Annotated in this window: 20 protein-coding genes; 9 read left to right on the top strand and 11 right to left on the bottom strand. The window is 29.7% G+C overall.

What is annotated here, in order from left to right; all coding sequences use genetic code 11:
• The first annotated feature begins 234 nt into the window (after positions 1 to 234).
• Positions 235 to 1,152, top strand: a complete 918-nt coding sequence (locus ACQ3F0_RS15405) for a LysR family transcriptional regulator (RefSeq protein ID WP_428866219.1) — start codon at positions 235 to 237, stop codon at positions 1,150 to 1,152.
• 138 nt (positions 1,153 to 1,290) lie between these two features.
• Here ACQ3F0_RS15405 and ACQ3F0_RS15400 read toward each other — a convergent pair whose 3' ends face one another.
• The 9 genes from ACQ3F0_RS15400 to ACQ3F0_RS15360 all read right to left on the bottom strand — a co-directional run bounded on the left by ACQ3F0_RS15400 (position 1,291) and on the right by ACQ3F0_RS15360 (position 6,875).
• A complete protein-coding gene (locus tag ACQ3F0_RS15400; RefSeq protein WP_428866217.1) occupies positions 1,291 to 2,643 on the bottom strand; it encodes a Na+/H+ antiporter NhaC family protein in 1,353 nt (450 codons plus the stop codon).
• 70 nt (positions 2,644 to 2,713) lie between these two features.
• Positions 2,714 to 3,439, bottom strand: coding sequence for a TSUP family transporter (locus tag ACQ3F0_RS15395; RefSeq protein ID WP_428866216.1), 726 nt, complete (start codon positions 3,437 to 3,439; stop codon positions 2,714 to 2,716).
• A gap of 117 nt (positions 3,440 to 3,556) precedes the next feature.
• Entirely contained in the window at positions 3,557 to 3,934 is a 378-nt protein-coding gene (locus ACQ3F0_RS15390; RefSeq protein WP_428866214.1) for a RidA family protein, read from the bottom strand.
• Positions 3,935 to 4,161: 227 nt separating this feature from the next.
• On the bottom strand, positions 4,162 to 4,281 hold the full coding sequence (locus ACQ3F0_RS15385) for a DUF2196 domain-containing protein (protein WP_428866212.1): 120 nt from the start codon (positions 4,279 to 4,281) through the stop codon (positions 4,162 to 4,164).
• Between the two features lie 32 nt (positions 4,282 to 4,313).
• A complete protein-coding gene (locus tag ACQ3F0_RS15380; protein WP_428866211.1) occupies positions 4,314 to 4,904 on the bottom strand; it encodes a class I SAM-dependent methyltransferase in 591 nt (196 codons plus the stop codon).
• 63 nt (positions 4,905 to 4,967) lie between these two features.
• Complete coding sequence (locus ACQ3F0_RS15375; protein WP_428866209.1) at positions 4,968 to 5,336, bottom strand: YccF domain-containing protein; 369 nt, start codon at positions 5,334 to 5,336, stop codon at positions 4,968 to 4,970.
• A 10-nt stretch (positions 5,337 to 5,346) separates the two neighbouring features.
• On the bottom strand, positions 5,347 to 5,808 hold the full coding sequence (locus ACQ3F0_RS15370) for a metallophosphoesterase family protein (protein WP_428866208.1): 462 nt from the start codon (positions 5,806 to 5,808) through the stop codon (positions 5,347 to 5,349).
• A gap of 52 nt (positions 5,809 to 5,860) precedes the next feature.
• Complete coding sequence (locus ACQ3F0_RS15365; protein WP_428866280.1) at positions 5,861 to 6,637, bottom strand: ribonuclease H family protein; 777 nt, start codon at positions 6,635 to 6,637, stop codon at positions 5,861 to 5,863.
• A gap of 25 nt (positions 6,638 to 6,662) precedes the next feature.
• Entirely contained in the window at positions 6,663 to 6,875 is a 213-nt protein-coding gene (locus ACQ3F0_RS15360; protein WP_428866207.1) for a DUF1653 domain-containing protein, read from the bottom strand.
• Between the two features lie 238 nt (positions 6,876 to 7,113).
• Between ACQ3F0_RS15360 and ACQ3F0_RS15355 the strand changes: the two genes are divergently transcribed.
• The 5 genes from ACQ3F0_RS15355 (at position 7,114) to ACQ3F0_RS15335 (ending at position 12,419) form a co-directional block, all read left to right on the top strand.
• Entirely contained in the window at positions 7,114 to 8,064 is a 951-nt protein-coding gene (locus ACQ3F0_RS15355) for a LacI family DNA-binding transcriptional regulator (protein WP_428866205.1), read from the top strand.
• A 43-nt stretch (positions 8,065 to 8,107) separates the two neighbouring features.
• Positions 8,108 to 9,397, top strand: coding sequence for an ABC transporter substrate-binding protein (locus tag ACQ3F0_RS15350; protein WP_428866204.1), 1,290 nt, complete (start codon positions 8,108 to 8,110; stop codon positions 9,395 to 9,397).
• A gap of 87 nt (positions 9,398 to 9,484) precedes the next feature.
• Entirely contained in the window at positions 9,485 to 10,351 is an 867-nt protein-coding gene (locus tag ACQ3F0_RS15345) for a carbohydrate ABC transporter permease (RefSeq protein WP_428866203.1), read from the top strand.
• A 5-nt stretch (positions 10,352 to 10,356) separates the two neighbouring features.
• Complete coding sequence (locus tag ACQ3F0_RS15340; RefSeq protein ID WP_428866202.1) at positions 10,357 to 11,172, top strand: carbohydrate ABC transporter permease; 816 nt, start codon at positions 10,357 to 10,359, stop codon at positions 11,170 to 11,172.
• Positions 11,169 to 12,419, top strand: a complete 1,251-nt coding sequence (locus tag ACQ3F0_RS15335) for a glycoside hydrolase family 13 protein (RefSeq protein ID WP_428866201.1) — start codon at positions 11,169 to 11,171, stop codon at positions 12,417 to 12,419. Before ACQ3F0_RS15340 ends, ACQ3F0_RS15335 begins: the two co-directional genes overlap by 4 nt.
• 53 nt (positions 12,420 to 12,472) lie before the next feature.
• Here ACQ3F0_RS15335 and ACQ3F0_RS15330 read toward each other — a convergent pair whose 3' ends face one another.
• The gene (locus tag ACQ3F0_RS15330; RefSeq protein ID WP_428866200.1) at positions 12,473 to 12,736 is read right to left on the bottom strand and encodes a hypothetical protein; all 264 of its coding nucleotides are present in this window, start codon (positions 12,734 to 12,736) and stop codon (positions 12,473 to 12,475) included.
• On the bottom strand, positions 12,723 to 14,156 hold the full coding sequence (hydG, locus tag ACQ3F0_RS15325; RefSeq protein WP_428866199.1) for a [FeFe] hydrogenase H-cluster radical SAM maturase HydG: 1,434 nt from the start codon (positions 14,154 to 14,156) through the stop codon (positions 12,723 to 12,725). Before hydG ends, ACQ3F0_RS15330 begins: the two co-directional genes overlap by 14 nt.
• A gap of 354 nt (positions 14,157 to 14,510) precedes the next feature.
• On the opposite strand from hydG, the gene ACQ3F0_RS15320 reads away from it, so the two are divergent.
• The 3 genes from ACQ3F0_RS15320 to ACQ3F0_RS15310 are packed head-to-tail and all read left to right on the top strand — an operon-like array spanning position 14,511 to position 18,160.
• Positions 14,511 to 15,983, top strand: a complete 1,473-nt coding sequence (locus ACQ3F0_RS15320; RefSeq protein WP_428866198.1) for a spore germination protein — start codon at positions 14,511 to 14,513, stop codon at positions 15,981 to 15,983.
• A complete protein-coding gene (locus ACQ3F0_RS15315; protein WP_428866197.1) occupies positions 15,976 to 17,085 on the top strand; it encodes a Ger(x)C family spore germination protein in 1,110 nt (369 codons plus the stop codon). Before ACQ3F0_RS15320 ends, ACQ3F0_RS15315 begins: the two co-directional genes overlap by 8 nt.
• Complete coding sequence (locus ACQ3F0_RS15310) at positions 17,078 to 18,160, top strand: GerAB/ArcD/ProY family transporter (protein WP_428866196.1); 1,083 nt, start codon at positions 17,078 to 17,080, stop codon at positions 18,158 to 18,160. The genes ACQ3F0_RS15315 and ACQ3F0_RS15310 overlap by 8 nt, the downstream gene beginning before the upstream one ends.
• Positions 18,161 to 18,172 lie beyond the last annotated feature (12 nt).

Below are 18,172 nucleotides of genomic sequence, written 5' to 3'. Positions count from 1 at the left end.
TTGGGTTTAAAAATCAACTACTAAAACCGATTTCAATTACACATCTTTCATACATTCATTTTATCATTTCTACTCTTAATGAAAAGCGGCAATTGTTGTGATATAATAATTATGCATTAAATCACAGTTTTTTTGTTTTGACTTTTTATTTGTTTTATGATATGTTAGAAATATTATGTTTTCAAGAAACAACTCTATATTATGTTAAAATATAATAAATTTGGAGGGATATTTATGGACAAAATGGACATACAAGTCTTTCTAGCCATAATAAAAGAGAAAAGTATTCTTAAAGCATCAAACCTGCTTTATATGTCGCCTTCTACTGTGGGTACAAGGTTAAAAATGCTTGAAAAGGAGCTGGGTGTTAACCTTATTGAGAGAAAAAAAGGCATTAAAGAAATCTCCCTAACTCCAAAAGGTGAGGAATTTTTAGCTATAGCCGAAAATTGGATGTCTCTATGGAACGACTGTGCCAGACTAAAGAATACAAATGCCAAACCATACCTGTCAATCGCAACTGTTGACAGCATACTTGAGCATGGGTTTGTTCCCCTGTACCGTAAACTCGTCTATGAGGAGCCGGGATTTAATCTTGATCTAAAGTTATATCCTGCCGACATGATTTACTCTTTAGTTAGTAAAAAGATAGTTGATGTGGGCTTTGCTTTGTATGAAATGAAATATGCGGATGTGGTGGTAGAACAAATTATGACGGATGAAATGGTGCTTGTAGTACCTGAACACAGCCAAATAACAGGTCCATATGTTCACCCCGAAACCCTTGACCCTAATTACGAGCTATATGTAGGCTTAAAAGACAATTTAAATATTGGCTGGGGACCTATTTATAAAATGTGGCATGACAAATGGTTTGATATTTCAATATGCCCTCTCGTTACTGCTACAAGCATTTCTTTATTATCTCACTTTTTGTGTCAAGGTGATTTCTGGACAATAATGCCCATATCCACGGCGAAGGGCTTTTCAAAAGAAAATAATGTAAAAATTCTTCAACTAGATCCTGCTCCACCGAATAGAATAGTCTATAAGCTAACGCACATTTCACCATCAACTGCAGCTGAAAAAAACATTCAACTATTTAACAGATATTTAAATTCTCACATTAACACTATGCAATTCAAACTTTAGTTCTTTTATCTCTCATTAATGGACAAATCGATATGATTATGGAAACGACAAATATCTAGACAAAATAAGATTAATAACTAAAAAGGGATAGGTTCTTAATTTAAAAGAACCTACCCCTTTTTGATTTCCATTTGTATTTTATATGGTATTATTATTAATTTCTTTTGTCTTAAAAGGCTTTAATTTTGGAAAACCAATAAATAAACAAACAATAGCAGATATCATTACTAAATGTGAGTATGTAGAATATTTAATTATTTCTACTGCCACAAGTTCTCCTGCTTGCATTGAAGCTGTTGCAGTGGATGCCGCAGCTAACATCATGCCACCCCAAGGTACATTTGCCATTGTCGCTGTTCCAAACATATCAAGATATGCTGCTGTTTTTCTAGGGTCAATGCCAAACTTTTTAGTTGTAACCATTGCTATTGGCGCCGCAGTTACAATTGCTACTGTTGAGTTTGCAACAAAAATTGTAACTAGAATAGTTAAGAAAATAATACTCATCATTCCACTCTTAGCATCGTTGGCTTTTGCTTCTAGCTTTTCAACAATCCAGTCTATACCACCATTATACTTGATAATCCCTATAATACCACCCACAACCAGTACAATAATAGAAATTTTAGCCATACCCATCATCCCTTGTTGTGCAGTAGTCAATAAACCAACAAGTTGTCCAAACTCGTGTTCAAAAGCATTATAATAAATACCAACACCACCAGCTAAAATAATTCCAGATAGTAATACATAAAATACGTTCATACCCATTAGCGCCGATACTAAAACAACTGCAAATGGCAATACTTGAAGCAAATTAAACTCCCCGGCTGAGAAAGAATAATTATTACCCATTGTTAAAAATGCAAAGATTATCATGGTCAAAATCCCTGCTGGTAATACAATAAGAAAATTGACTCTAAATTTATCTCTCATCTCTACACCACATAGCCTTGTTGCAGCGATTGTTGTATCTGAAATAACAGACATATTATCACCAAATGCTGCTCCACCCAGCACAGCTCCTACAACAAGCGCAACTGGAATACCCGTAGTTTCTGCAAGTCCAACAGCAACTGGTGCTAGAGCTGTAACTGTCCCTACTGATGTACCAAGGGCTAATGCAACTAGACATGCAACAAAAAACAGCCCAGGCACTAACATAAAGTCAGGTATATATGTTAAGAATAAATTAACAACACTGTCAACCGCACCACCATCTCTTGCTACCTTTGCAAATGCGCCTGCAAGCAAGAAAATCATAATCATAATGATTGTATTTTCATTAGCTGCACCTCTTGCGAAAGTTTCCACTTTTTCCATTGTTGTTCTGCTTCTATTCATGAAAATTGCCACAAATGTTGCAATCATGAAAAATACTAGGGCATCAACTATTTTTGAACTACCAAGTGCTATACCAAAACTGAATGTCAATGCTAAGAAAATCAAGATAGGCATAAGCGCCATAAAATTAGGTTTTTGTGATTTCATTATAATTCCTCCATTTTTCTTTTTTATTATAAATATAATCTACAAATTATTGCTACTAATCGTTTACATTTTATAAAAGCATTAATGCCGAGGCTATTAACCCACAATGAACTAAAATCTCGAATCTAGATTGGCTAATTTTATTAATAAAAACATTTCCTACAAAAATAACAAAAGCTGCCGCTGGAAATAATATAGCAAGTAATTTAACATGTCCTAAATTTAACGATCTCGAAAATGCTAGTTGCAATAAAATAACAGTGTTTAGTACACACCAAAACAAACAAAGCATAACTCTAAACTGCCTCTTTTCACTGCAAATTTTTGATATATATGCACTAATCATAGGACCACCTACTGCAAATGCCGCCTGCAAACTACCGCTTATTACAGGAAGAATATAACTTAACTTCCCCACTTCTTTTATAGCTGATTTTTTCCTATATATCTTATACAAACTTAAAGATGAGTTCAGAATAATAAATATAGCCAGTAATATTTTTAGAGAATCTTCTGAATATTTTTTCGAAGCGAAAAGCCCAATAGGTACTCCTAAAAAAGCTAATAAAATCATTTTTAAAAATTCTTTCCAAACAATATATTCTCTGTCTTTGAAAGCAATATATACACATTGTAATATTGATAACACTAAAGTAACCGGCACGTACTCATGACGACCTATTACCAACAATGCAAAAGGCAAACTGAATATAACTGCCCCAAATCCCGCTACGCTCTGTATTAAATATCCTGCAAAAACAATAAACATTAAAAAAATAATTACACTTAAACCCATAGTACCTCCTTTTGTCAAATAATCATAAAATAAATAATACTTTCAGCTGATAATATGGGAAAAGTACTGGTTAGTGAAATACAAAAACATCAATACGTTTACAATTTCAAAATAATTTTATATAACTGCTACAACTTCAATTTCAACAAGAGCATCTTTAGGTAATCTAGCTACTTCTATTGCACTTCTTGCCGGATAATTTTCAGTAAAATATTGACTATATACTTCATTCATTTTTGCAAAATTGTTCATGTCACTCAAGAAAACTACTGTTTTTATTACTTTATCAAGACTAGTCCCAGCTTCTTCTATAATAGCTTTCACATTTTCTAGAGATTGTTTAGTCTGCTCTTCAATACTATTAGCCATCTCCCCTGTTTTATAATCAATTGGTAACTGCCCTGAAGTAAAAATAAAATCCCCTTGCTTTATAGCCTGTGAATAAGGACCTATTGCTCCCGGTGCTTTTTTTGTTGAAACAACAATCTTTTCCATAACAAAACCTCCATATGTATTATATTTTTTATTTTGTTGAATAACTAAATCTGATACTTTTATTTTATCATTTCAACCCATAATGAAAAGCGGCAAATATTGTGATATATAATTAAACATTAAATCACAGTTTTTCCGTTTTGACTTTTCAATTATTTTATGATATGATTCAAACTTTGTATTTTCTTAATAAATAATTCTATTGAAAAAATAGTAAAAGGTATAAGTTATCCTTGAACGAGGACTTGACTTATACCTTCTGTTAGCTTCCCACTTTTTTGCTCTTGTTTTTTCACAACCATTACAGCAGCTCCAATTTTAATATTACTTCTTTTAGTTCCATCCATTGTTCTATCCTTTCAAATCTATCCTTTCAAATCTATTCTTTAACACCTATTCCTTTAATAAATATAAAGCATGCTTTCCCAAACCTTTCAAAATCTATAACTTTAAAATTTGACTTTTTTATAAGTTTTAATGTTTCTCGATTTACATTACATTTACCTATCATTTTCCATGCTCCATTTAATGTGTTGAGAAGATTTCTGTAATGCTTCTTCTCCGGTAAAACATGTTCAATAAAATATACGCGACCTCCAGGCTTTAAAACTCTATATACTTCATTTAACACCATCTCTGGATTATCTACTGAACAATATATTAAAGTAGATACAACTGAATCAAATGTATTATCCTGGAATGGAATTTTCTCTACATTGCCTTCTAGGAAATTAACCTTCCTAATTTTGTTCAATGGATGATTTTTGATAATATTGTTAAACTTTAAATCTATTACTGTTAAATCTGATATTTTTTCATTTTTATAATAATTAAAATTGACTCCTGTCCCAGCGCCTATTTCAAGTACCTTCCCATTAACTTTAGAGATTAGCTTGCATCTACGTTCATGCAAAGCACTCTTTTCCAATGGTTTCATAAACATATTAAATATTGTTGGTGTTAATTCCATTACAATTCTCCCTCCACTGTGAATCATATTTACTCTTTTGTTTTTTTTAATAAAAATTATTCCTTATTTATAAACAATCTCACTACCAAAAGGAATTAATGATAGCTTTGCAAGTTTTAAGCTTTGCAATGAAAAAGGTATACCCACAATTGTTATTGCAAAAATAATCGCAGAACCTAAATTTGCCAAGCATAATTCCCACCCAAAAAATACTATCCATATAATATTCCCTATAAGACCCATTGCTCCAAAATTAGTAGACCTAACTTCTTTTCCAAAGGGTGCTAACTGCAATAATGCTAATTTAAAACATTGTTTACCAAAAGGTATCCCAATGATAGTCAAACAACACAAAACACCTGCTAAAAACCATCCTATGGAAGCTATTAATCCTCCAAAAATAATCCAAATTAAATTTCCTAATATAGACATACTATTCCCCCTATAAATTAATAAATTTTATTGTTATATTGTTATCTTCTATTTGTAATATTGCAGCCGTACTTGGAAGTAAAAATCTTTTAGGTCCAGCACTTCCAGGGTTTAAATATAAAACCCCTTCAATTGTTTTTTCTTCTGCTACATGTGAATGTCCAAAAACTACCATATCAATATTTACATCCTTAGGTTCAATATCTATCATATCTATATTATGAATTATATATATACTTTTGTTACCTATTTCTATAAGCTCCCAACTTGCTAATTTTTTCGTCAAGTCGTCTCTATCAACATTTCCTCTGACAGCAACTACAGGAGCTATAGCTTTTAATTCTTCTAAAACCTGTATATTACCAACATCACCAGCGTGTATTATCAAATCAACATCATTGAACCACTCTTTTACCTCTGTTCTCAAAAATCCATGTGTATCTGATATTACACCTATTTTCTTATCCATCATCCAAAGAGATCCCCCTAGCTTTTTTTAAACTGAGTATATTATCGCTACAAAATTATAATAATTCCTCTAATTTTTTCTTTGCATATAAATCACATAATGTGTTTTCGAAATGATTTGAATGAGCCTTAACCCATTGAAATTCTATGTATTTGCCATTTGTTAATTCATCAAATCTTTTCCAATTATCAATATTCTTAACCTTTTCTCCATTTGCAGTTTTCCAACCATTAAGCTTCCAACACATTATCCATTCTGTTAATCCTTTTCTTACATATTGACTATCTGTAATAATCCGTATTTTTTCCGTATTTCTTAGAAGTTCTACTCCTTTAATTGCTGCTCTTAGTTCTGTTTGAGATGAACCTGTTTCTAAGGACTCTTCCACATAACTTTTATAATCACCTATAGTATTCTTTATTATAACTGTAAAAGCTCCTTTTCTTTTCTTGTCTGAATAACTTCCATCGATATAAATTTCATGAATAATTTTTTCCCCTTTATCTATAACATAACTATTCTCTGAATTATTCCGTTTATCTAACACAATAATTTTATTTCTATCATTAAATCCTGCTATGTCTTTATTATTTCTAAGTACAAAAACTAAGTTGAATCCTAGAAAATAAGTATCAATTCTTTTATTATGAAGCATTTTTCGAAGTTGGTATTCATTTTTGAGAAGATATAAAGATAAACTATTTTCTGATATAAATTGAAGTTTTTTTTCGTAAGGATTAAAAGAAATTTTCGATAATTCTTCTCCCTTGGAGATATTTATAATATAATCCTTTTCTTTTACATCTACTATTTCCATTCTTAAAATATGCATCTCCAAGATTTTCTCCTCCTTTTTATTATATCTTTTCAAATCTTTTAAAAGTCTTACCTTCTCTTGTAATCTCATCTTGCCACATACTAGTTGGTCTAACCCAAATACCATATTCCCCATACAAAGCACGATAGACAACCATATCTTCTCCTGTCTCGCTATGCTTTGCTAATGCAATTACCTCATATTCATTCCCTTTGAAATGGCGGTATTTCCCTAATTGAATTAAACTACTCATATTTAATCATCCTCTACTTTTATATGTTTGCTCTTATTATAAGACAATTCAATCTATAAGTATACATTCTATGACAATGAGATTAAAAGATAATAATTAAGCTTTCTTATATTAATACGAATTAAACTCAATTTATATAAAATATCATAAATTTTATATAAATTAAAAAAACAGATTGTAAACAATACCAAAATATGCTATCATTAATTCATGGGAACGTTCCCAAGGAGGAGATTAAATGATAACATTAAATGATGTTGCTAAAAAAGCAAAAGTTGGCAAAAGCACAGTATCAAGAGTATTGAATAATAGTAACTCAGTTTCTAAAGAAGCTCGGGAAAAAGTATTGAAAGCCATTGATGAACTCGATTATCATCCAAGTAATGCCGCAAGATCCCTTAAAACTTTTAATTCTTATAATATAGGATTTATTATGGACAATACTATTGACAAAGCATATGCTAACCCCTTTATATATGAGGAATTTAGAGGAATAGAAAAGGTAATTTATGAAAATGGATATAATATGTTGTTATTTGGAAAAGATACCTACCAAAACGGTATATTAGCTGTGGAAGCAGCCTTGAAAGGAAAATCAGTAGATGGATTAATCTTACCTTCAGATTTAATAATATCTGGATATTATGAGAAATTAAAAAAGTTCAATATTCCCATTGTATCGTTAGGACAACTAGAAAACAATTTTGACTTAAGTTGGGTTGATATTGATAATAGAATGGCTGGTTATTTAGCAACAAAATATTTGTATTCTAGAGGATACAAAAACATTTCTTTTCTAGGTATTGATGAAAACAAAATATTTGCTTCTGAAAGATATAAAGGTTATGTGAAATTCTTAAAAGAAATTGGACTAGAAGAACAAAATTTCAGTGAAACATTACAGAATATAGACTCGCTAGTATGTCTTGATAATATTTATGCTCATAAAGCTCTTAACATATGTAAAAATCTAAATAAAGATGTACCTAATGAAATTGGGATTATAACTTTTGACAATTATCCACTCGCAGAATATTTAGAGCCAAGTATTACAAATATTGATATAAATCTTTTTGAACTTGGAAAGCATGTTGGACAAGAAATAATTAGAAAAGTCAAAAAAAAGGAAGGTGATATAAAAAATATTAAGATTCCAGCATCAGTAAATATTATGAACTCGACTAAATAGTGTCGACTAAAAAAATTAATCAAGATTAGGAGGAATATTTTAAATGAAAAAAAGTTTTAAGAAAATTTTAGTTACAATATTATGTTTAAGTATTGTAACCGCTATTAGTGCATGTAGCAAGAAGTCTAAAACTGCCACCACACAATCAAATGCTTCTGAAAAGATCACATTGGAATTTTGGCATTATTGGGATGGTAATAATGGAACTGTAATTAACGAACTTGTAGAGAAGTTCAATGAGGAAAATAGTAATATTGAAGTTAAGCCTGTTTTTATTCCAGGTGGAGAATTAATGACAAAATTACAAGTAGCTATTAATTCAAAAACAACTCCAGCATTAGCTGCCGCAGATATATCAGGAATGGCAAAATTAAAATCTACAGATAAATTATTGGACCTTAATAATTATCTTAAAGATAATAATGTAGATATTAATAGTTTTTATCCTTCTTTATTAGAATATGGTAAAAAGGAAGGTAAATTATATTCTCTACCCGTTAGTACAAATAATTTAGCTCTTTTTTATAACAAAGATATGTTTAAAAAAGCAGGAATAGATCCTAATAAACCACCTAAAACATGGGAAGAACTTAGAAAATATTCTGAAACAATTGTAAATAAGATATCTAATAGCTATGGATTTGAATTTTATACTCAAGTTGGAGATAGTGGTGAAGGATTAACTTGGCAATTACAACCATATTTATGGCAAGCAAAAGCTGATTTCATAAAAGATGGTGAAGCAGCATTTAACAATGAAGGTGGAGAAAAAGCATTAAATTTCTTAACTGGAATGATAAATGATAAACTAACACCAGTTGGCTCTTGGAATGATTTTGATAAAGGTAATTGTGCAATGGTAGTAGACGGTACATGGATGGTAGGTATTTGGAAAGATTCTCTTAATTTTGATTTTGGAACAGCAATGATTCCTATGCCGGAAGATGGAGAACATGCAACTAATATGGGTGGAGAACAAATCTTTGCTTTTAATAAAGATGAAAATATAAATTCCGCAGCTGCTAAATTTATAGCTTATATGGTAGATGCAAATACTCAAATAGTTTGGGATGAGAAGACTACTTTTATGCCAATTAGAAAAGAAGTAGCTGAAAATCAAGATTACCTAAATTGGGTTAATAATACAGAACCTAGATTACTTCCATTTATAGAACAACAAAAATATGCTCATGCAAGACCTTGTCTTGAAGAATATCCAGCAGCTTCTCTTGGATTTGCAAAAGAAATTGAAAAAGCATATTTTGGAAAAATCACTGTAAAAGAAGCACTATCAAATGCAGAAAAAGCAGTTAATAGCGCTTTAGAAAAATAAATATTTTGCGTGAGGGTAAGTGCCATTACCCTCACTAATATATTCTAGTACAATAACTAGATGAAATCAACAATAAGAGGTGCCAATATGAGAGAAAAACAATATAACTTAATCGCATATATTTTTTTACTGCCAGCATTAGTATTATTTTTTATATTTAATTTTTGTCCCATTATATATTCTGCATATTTAAGTACAATCAAATGGGATGGATTTAGTAGAGATAAAAAATTTGTTGGTATTCAAAACTATTTTCAAATAATTACAAACAATGAATTTTACCATTCTCTATTTGTAACTATTATCTATACATTACTCGTAACTTTTATAAGTTTAATCATTGGTATGATTCTTGCAAGCTTATTAAATAACAGCATTAAAGGAAAATTATTTTTTAGAACAGCTTATTTTATTCCTGTAATAACAGCAACAGCAGCAGCTGGGGTTGTTTGGAAATACATGTTTGATCCAACTCAAGGGATTATAAATAAATTCTTTAATTTTGTAAATTTACCTTCTATCCCATGGCTTAATAATCCCTTTTGGGTAATTATATCAATTTCTATTGTAGGTATTTGGAAAAAGATAGGATTTAATCTGATTATCTATTTATCTGCACTTCAAAGTATTTCTCCAGTTTATTACGAAGCAGCAGACATAGATGGAGCTTCATCAATAAAAAAATTTATAAAGATAACTCTTCCGTTATTAAAACCTACAACATTTCTTTTGATAATAATGAGTTTTATTGATTCCTTTCAAATATTTGACCAAGTTTATGTTATGACTAATGGGGGGCCGATGGGTGCTAGTGATGTTTTAGGATTATTTATGTATCGAGAAGGCTTTAAAGTTGGCCATTTAGGCTACGCATCTGCAGTTGGATGGATAATTTTTGCTTTTATATTCACTCTAACAATAGCTCAATCAAAACTTTCTAATAAAGGAGAATAAATCACATGACAAGAGTTAAAAAGATATTAATGTACTTTATTTTGATATTAGGTGCACTTCTTATGATGTTACCTTTTCTCTGGATGATAACTACTTCATTAAAGCCGCTGAAACTTACGTATAATCCACCATATATATTCCCAAAATATTTTGAATTTAAAAATTATTTAGTTGCTTGGACATCTTCAAATTTTATAGATTATTATAAAAATAGTATTATTGTTTCTATAAGTATTACTATCGGAACTATTATAATTTCAGCTATGGCTGCCTATTCATTTGCTAGACTAAATTTCAAAGGCAAAAATATAATATTTTATGTGTTTTTAGGCACTATGATGATACCATTTTACACACAAATAATACCTTTATATCAAATTGTTCAAAAAATAGGTTGGCTTGATACCAAAAGAGCCCTTATTATACCAAGATTATTTAGCCCATTTGGAATTTTCTTATTTAGACAATATTTTATGAGTATTCCAAAGGAATTAGATGAAGCGGCAGAAATTGATGGATGCAATAAATTTCAAATATTTATAAAAATAATTCTTCCATTAGCTAAACCAGCTACAGCTTCATTAGCGATATTCACATTTCTTTTTGGATGGAATGATTTTTTATGGCCTCTATTAGTGAATACAAGACCAGAATATACAACAATTCAAGTAGGTATTGCGAACTTTTCAGGTAAATATGGTACTTTGTGGCCATATTTAATGGCCGGGACAGTTATATCAATACTTCCTGTTTTCATAGTTTTCCTTGCAGGTCAAAAATATTTTATTCAAGGAATTTTAACAGGAGGTATTAAGGAATGAATAGAGAAATTATATATCAAATTTTCCCCGACAGATTTTTTAATGGTAATCCAGATAATAATTTTAGGGTCACAAAACAATGGGGAGATATTGTAGATAGACATTGTGTTATGGGTGGGGATTTAAGAGGAATCATAAAAAAACTTGATCATATTACTAATTTAGGCGCTAGTGCTATATATTTAAATCCAGTTTTCAAGGCAGCTTCTAATCATAAGTACGATACAAACGATTATTATGAAATTGATGATAGTTTTGGCAATTCAAATGATTTTACTGAATTAATTGATGAATGTCATAAAAGAAATATTAAAATTATAATTGATGGAGTTTTTAATCATACAGGGGTAGAGTTTTTCGCATTTAAAGATATTCTAAAAAATAATGAAAAATCTAAATATAAAGATTGGTATGATATCTATAGTTATCCTGTAGTTGTTAGTAATCCCCCTAATTATAGAGCATGCGGTGGTGCAGAATTTATTCCAAAATTAAATACTTCAAATCCTCAAGTTCAAGATTATATAATAGAAGTAATTAAATATTGGGAATCGAAAGGTATCGATGGTCTAAGATTAGATGTACCCTTTGAAATAGATGAAGCATTACTCTCTAAAATAAGACATTCAACTAATTTATATATTGTTGGTGAAATATGGGGTTATGGTTCACACTATGTTCCACAGTATTTTGATGGGGTAACTAACTATTTATTCAGAGATCTTTTGATTAAATCAGTAGTAAATCAATGCATTAATGGCTTAATGTTTATAGATGAATGGAAGACCATTGAAAAGCTCTATGAAAAAAATATTTTCAATAACGTAAATTTAATGGGATCACATGATACCGAAAGAATATTTACATTATGTAATGGTAACATAAAAAAAGTAAATTTGTGTTTCGGATTAATTTTTTTATTACCAGGTATCCCTTTAGTATATTACGGAGACGAAGTTGGCATTGAAGGTCAAAATGATCCTTATTGTAGAGGTACAATGGTATGGAATAAATCAAAATGGAAAAAAGATATTTATAGAAATATACAGAATCTTATTTGTTTAAGAAAATCAAGTAAAGCTCTTCAATCAGGTAATATCCACTTTTCCTATGTAAATGATAGAATTATTGGATTTATAAGAAAATATAAAGAAGAAACTATAAAAGTACTTGTAAACTTTGGTTTCCAAGATGAAATAATTGACGGTACTCAAATAGAATCTTTAAGTTATAAAATACTAGAATAGTAAAATTAGCATGAGTTATTTTCTCATGCTAATTTTTTAATTATCATTTTTCACTATTCTTCGTGTCTACAATTAATAATACTATTCATATTATCTTTTATATTTTCTTTTCCCCATGAATCTACTTCAAAGTTTTGAATGAATATCACATAATTACCATCTAATTCCATTTTCTCTGCAGGGGTAAAAGTTTCTACTCCATATGAAAACAAGTTGGACACTCTTTTCCCATATCTTTTAGCCATCCTAATTTTTATATCTGGAAATTTTTTGATAAGAATCTCACATTGTTCTTGCATTTTATTATAAGTACACATCTCGCTTACCTTCTTCTATCCATTTCAATCTTTCTTCTACTAATTTTCTTCTATCTGGTTCTAAATCATCAAGATGTTTTTTGATTGATATCTCACCAAATTTTTTTGTTTCTTCTGAAGCATAATCGAGCAAATATTCTTTAAAAGTTAATATTGCATTTGGCATACAGAATTTATGAACAAAACCTGGTTTTGCTAGAGACATAAATTCTTCACCAGTCCTTGCACATCTATACCCAGCAGTACAAAATGATGGTATTGCTCCCTTTTCACAAACCCTACCAATAACTTCATCTAGAGACCTCATATCACCTAATTGAAATTGTTCTTTTTCTGGCACATATCCAGTTTCGTATTGTTTGTATCCACCTACACCGATTCTAGAACCAGCATCAAACTGAGTAACTCCAACGCTAAATACATCATCTCGAACTTCCGGATTTTCTCTTGCTGTTAAAATCAATCCTGTATATGGCACCGATAATCTTAATATTGCAACTAATTTTTTAAAATCTCTATCTGATACTCTATATTTCGGATTTTGAGTAAAAGGTGTATCTATAGCAGGCTCAATTCTTGGAAAAGAAATTGTATGTGGTCCTATTCCGTTAAACTTCTTTTCAAAGTGGATAGTATGGTATAAAAGACCCATAACCTCAAATCTCCAATCATAAAGACCAAACAAAGCCCCAATACCTAAATCATCAATGCCCGCTTCCATGGCTCTATCAAGCCCGTATAATCTCCATTTATAATTACTTTTTCTATCTCCTTTAGGATGAAGTTTTCTATATGTCTCGTGGTGATAAGTCTCCTGAAATATTTGAAATGTACCTATTCCTACCTCATGTAGTTTTTTATAACCCTCTACACTAAGAGGAGCTGCATTTATATTAACTCTTCTAATTTCATCATGTTCAGTCTTTACACTATATACAGTTTTTATTGTATCCGCCATGAAATCAGCATTATAATCATCACATTCTCCATAAACAAGAATGGATCTTTTATGACCTGCTTCCATCATTATTCTAGCTTCTTCTCTTAATTCTTCTTCAGTCAAAGTTTTCCTTACAATTGAACTGTTATCTTTTCTAAATCCACAATAATAACAATTATTATCACACTTATTACCTATATATAAAGGAGCAAAAAATACTATTCTCTTACCATAAACTTCCTCTTTTATTTGTAAAGCTGCCTGATACATTTCTTTCAGTAGTCCTTCATCTTCAACACTTATTAGTTTGGCTGTTTCTTCAGGCTCTAGCCTTTTTTTAGAAAGAGATTTTTTGATTATTTCTCTAATTTCCTCTTTTGAAGCATTTTTACCTTCATTAATTTGGTTCCAAATAAGTTCATCATCAATAAAATCACTTTCTTTTCCGTCATAAATCTTTTTGTCAATAAAATCTAACATTTAAATCATTCCTTTCCCTATACAAAAAAGAAAAACTCTCCAAAAGGAAAGTAAAATTTAATAATTACTTAATTACACAATTCCTTTTCAGATTAGATTTAACTTTTCCACAAGGTCTTATTTTTTTAATACAAATATTCAAAGAATTATTATCTCTGAAAATTTGAGTTGTTTGGATAATTTACCATACAATGAAATATTATCACTTAAATATACTTAATGTCAATACGTTTCTTAATTAAAAACTAACCATTTACTCCACAAATAACCATATTTACGAATAAAGCCTCTATCAATGGGTAATATTAAATATTAAGGTATAATTATTATTCATTGCATAAAGGTGGAAATATAATGAGTATACAACTTGATAAAAATATTGATTTTATTATTAATGAAATAGGTATTAGAAGTCCTGTATTTACCAAAAAATTTGTTATTGGTAAAGAGAATGAAATTAATGCAGCTATTATCTATGTAAATGGTTTAGTTAATAGCGATATTATAGATAGGGATATTTTAACTCCATTAATGCTCCACGTAGATGAAAAAGTATTTCTAAGAAAACCTACTGCAGAATATATTTGTCAAAAATATATTCCAATGTCAAATACAGAAACAAAAACAGATATCCTGCAAGTGGTAGATTCCATAAAATCCGGAAAAACTGTTGTGTTAATAGATAATATTGAAGATTTTATTATTGCTGATACTATAGGAGGAAATTATCGTTCTATATCTGACCCAGCAAATGAATCTGCTATCCGAGGCTCTCGAGAAAGTTTTGTAGAAAAATTAGATACCAATATAAGTTTATTAAGAAGAAGTATAAAAGATAAAAACTTAGCACTGGAAAAATTTAAAGTTGGAAGACGTTCTCAAACAGATCTAGCCCTAATGTATATTGATGATATTGTAGATAAAGATATTCTAAATGATGTGAGGAGTAGAATAAGCCGTATTGATGTTGACATTGTTGAATGTACTGGGACCCTTGAAGAATATATTGAAGAAACACCTTATACTGTTTTTCCTCAAATCTATGGTTCTGAAAGACCAGATATAGTTGAAGCAAATTTAATGGAAGGCCGAGTAGCAATTATATTAGATGGTGCTCCTTATGTTCTCACAGTGCCTTCCCTATTTATAGAATTTTTTCAAGCAATTGAAGATTATAGTCAAAGAATGATAATTTCTTCATTTACTAGATTTTTACGAATAATTGCAGTCTTTACTGTAATAACTCTGCCTTCTATATATCTTTCATTAATACAGTATAATGTCGAACTTATCCCGGTAAAATTCATTAATCCCATTGTACAGTCTAGAGAGGGCATAGCTTTAACGCCTTTTCTTGAAATACTAGCAATGGAAATTGTCGTAGAATTTTTAAGAGAAGGTGGTCTTAGGTTACCCCCAAAAATTGCGCCTACCCTAAGTATTGTTGGAGGTATTATTATTGGAAATACTGCAATTGAGTCAAAAATTGTAAGTCCAACAACTCTACTCATTGTTGGCATAACTGCTATAGCTACTTTTCTAATACCAAATTATGAAATGTCACTAAGTATAAGATTTCTTAGGTTCCCTATGCTAATTCTTGCAAATGCTATGGGTTTTTTAGGTATCGTTTCAGGAATATTTTTCATCATAGTCCATCTTTTTTCATTAAAGAGTTTTGGAGTACCCTATTTATCATTTAATAGCAGTAACCTCAAAGACATATTTATAAGAGCTCCCTTATGGAAAATGAATAAAAGACCTGAATCAATCCCAAATAATAACCCAGTAAGGCAGACTAACTTTAGGAGAAAGAATGATGAATAACCAAAAAAAGCTTCTAATTATACCTATTCTTTCAATAATAATGTACATATTTTTTCGTAGTGAAGTGAATTATTTACCAGTTGAAGACCTTGATATTCCATCAGGAATAGGAATCGATCTAGTATCAAATAATACCGAGTATTGTATACCTATTTCTTTTTACAATTATAGTAGAGATAATGAAATTTTTAGCATAATAACTACTGGAAGAAGTAATTATATTTCTGGAACTAGAGGATCACGGTCATTGTTGTCAAATAAAAAAATTATATTAGGCCTTGAGAGAATATACATATTTAGTGAAGACTATTCAAGATTTGGAATAAAAAATTTGATAGATATAGAATTTAAAAATCACTCTATAAATGATACAGCTCTGTTGTGTGTATGCAAAGGAAAAGTTGAAGACATTTTAAGCTATAAAATACCCACATATCCTAGCGCTGCTGATTATTTAGAAGGAATAATTGAACATTCTGTCGAATATAATTTTTTTTCAGATAATTATAAAATGATGGATACTTTTGTAAGAATGAATGCTGAAGGAAGAAATATAGTATTACCTTATGTTGAAATTAAAGACGATAAATTACAAATTACAGGTATGGCATTATTCAAAAAAGATAAGATGGTTAGAAAATTAAATATTCATAAATCTAGAGTTATGAATATGCTAAGAGAAAATAAGGTTAAAGGAATGTTAGTCTTACAAAAAAATCAAAAAGAATACATAAGTTATTATGTTAAAACATCACGAAAAGTTCGTTGTGAAAAAAAAGAAGATGAATTTACATTTTTTATAGATTTATATTTAAATGGAGAGATTATTGAAAATGAACTGTTTCCTGATATTCATGAGAGTGCTGAAACTATGAAAGATTTTGAAAGTCAAATGATAGAAAAAGTAGAAAAAATCAGTTATGATTTCATAAAAGAAATGCAAAAAGACTATAAAGTTGATTGTCTTGCATTAGGCAAAGTCGCTGCTGCCAAATACGGAAGACATACAGGAGTTGATTGGGATGAAGTGGTTTCTGATTCTAAGATTATTGTTAATGTAAAAGTTAATGTAGATAAGATGGGTAGAGGTGATTATGAATAAAGAAAAAAATAATCTTCTAACTTCTAATGAACTGACATTCTTTTTGTTAAGCTTTGTAATTGGCGGAACTGGAATAATAAAACTACCTAATGTACTTGTAGAAACAGCAGCACAAGATGCATGGATTTGTACTATAATTGCACTAATTTATCCAGTAATTATTGTTCTTATTGCCAGTTTTATTATAAATAAACATCCAAGAGAAAATATACTATGTTTGAACAAAAAATACTTTGGTAGATTATTTGGGAATATTTTAAACTTTATTATTATGATTCAATTTTTATCTCTAACTGTTGGAATAATATCTGACTTTATTATTCTAATAAGAACTTATATAGTGGGTTTTTTAACACCCTTGAAAGTTGGGATAATAGCAGTAACTTTAGCCAGTTATGGCGCTTACAAAGGCTTAAAAGTATTAGGAAAAGTAAGCACATTAATATCTTATATTTTTATATTAATAATGATACTATCAATAGGTTCTCTGAAATACGGTAGCATATTAAATCTACAACCTGTTTTCGGTTCTGGTTTATCTAATATTTTAGAAGCAACTAAATCAACTGCTTATGCTTACTATGGTTGGGAAGCACTCCTTTTATTTTACCCCTATGTTCAAGATACTAAGACCATAAAAAAATCTGCTTTAAAAGCAATAGGAATATGTGGCGTAATTTATTTATGGGTGGTTTTTGCCACTACTTTCTACATAGGCATAGATATAATACCTAAAAGTTATTGGTCTTTGATATTAGTTTTTGAAAGCATTAGTATACCAATAATTAATAATTTTAGATATATATTTACATTTGTTTGGATTCTATTATCCTTAAGGATTTCAGCAAATTATTATTTTGCTACAGCGTTCAATTTAAGTAATTTGACAAAAATAGATATAAAGAAAATCTGTATATTTATATATCCCATTATTCTTTACTTATCTATAAAACTATCAAATAGAATATTGAGAAAAGAAATATTTGATTTTGTAACTCCTATTTTTATTGTTTTCAATTTAATATCTTTTACATTAATAGCTTTATTAATATCACTAAAACATAAATCTTCTTAAAGTATCTAAAGG

Origin of the sequence: Clostridium sediminicola, from assembly GCF_050402865.1 — a bacterium.
In the GTDB taxonomy this organism is placed as follows: Bacteria; Bacillota; Clostridia; order Clostridiales; family Clostridiaceae; genus Clostridium_AF; species Clostridium_AF sediminicola.
This window is presented reverse-complemented; position numbering and strand designations above follow the sequence as displayed.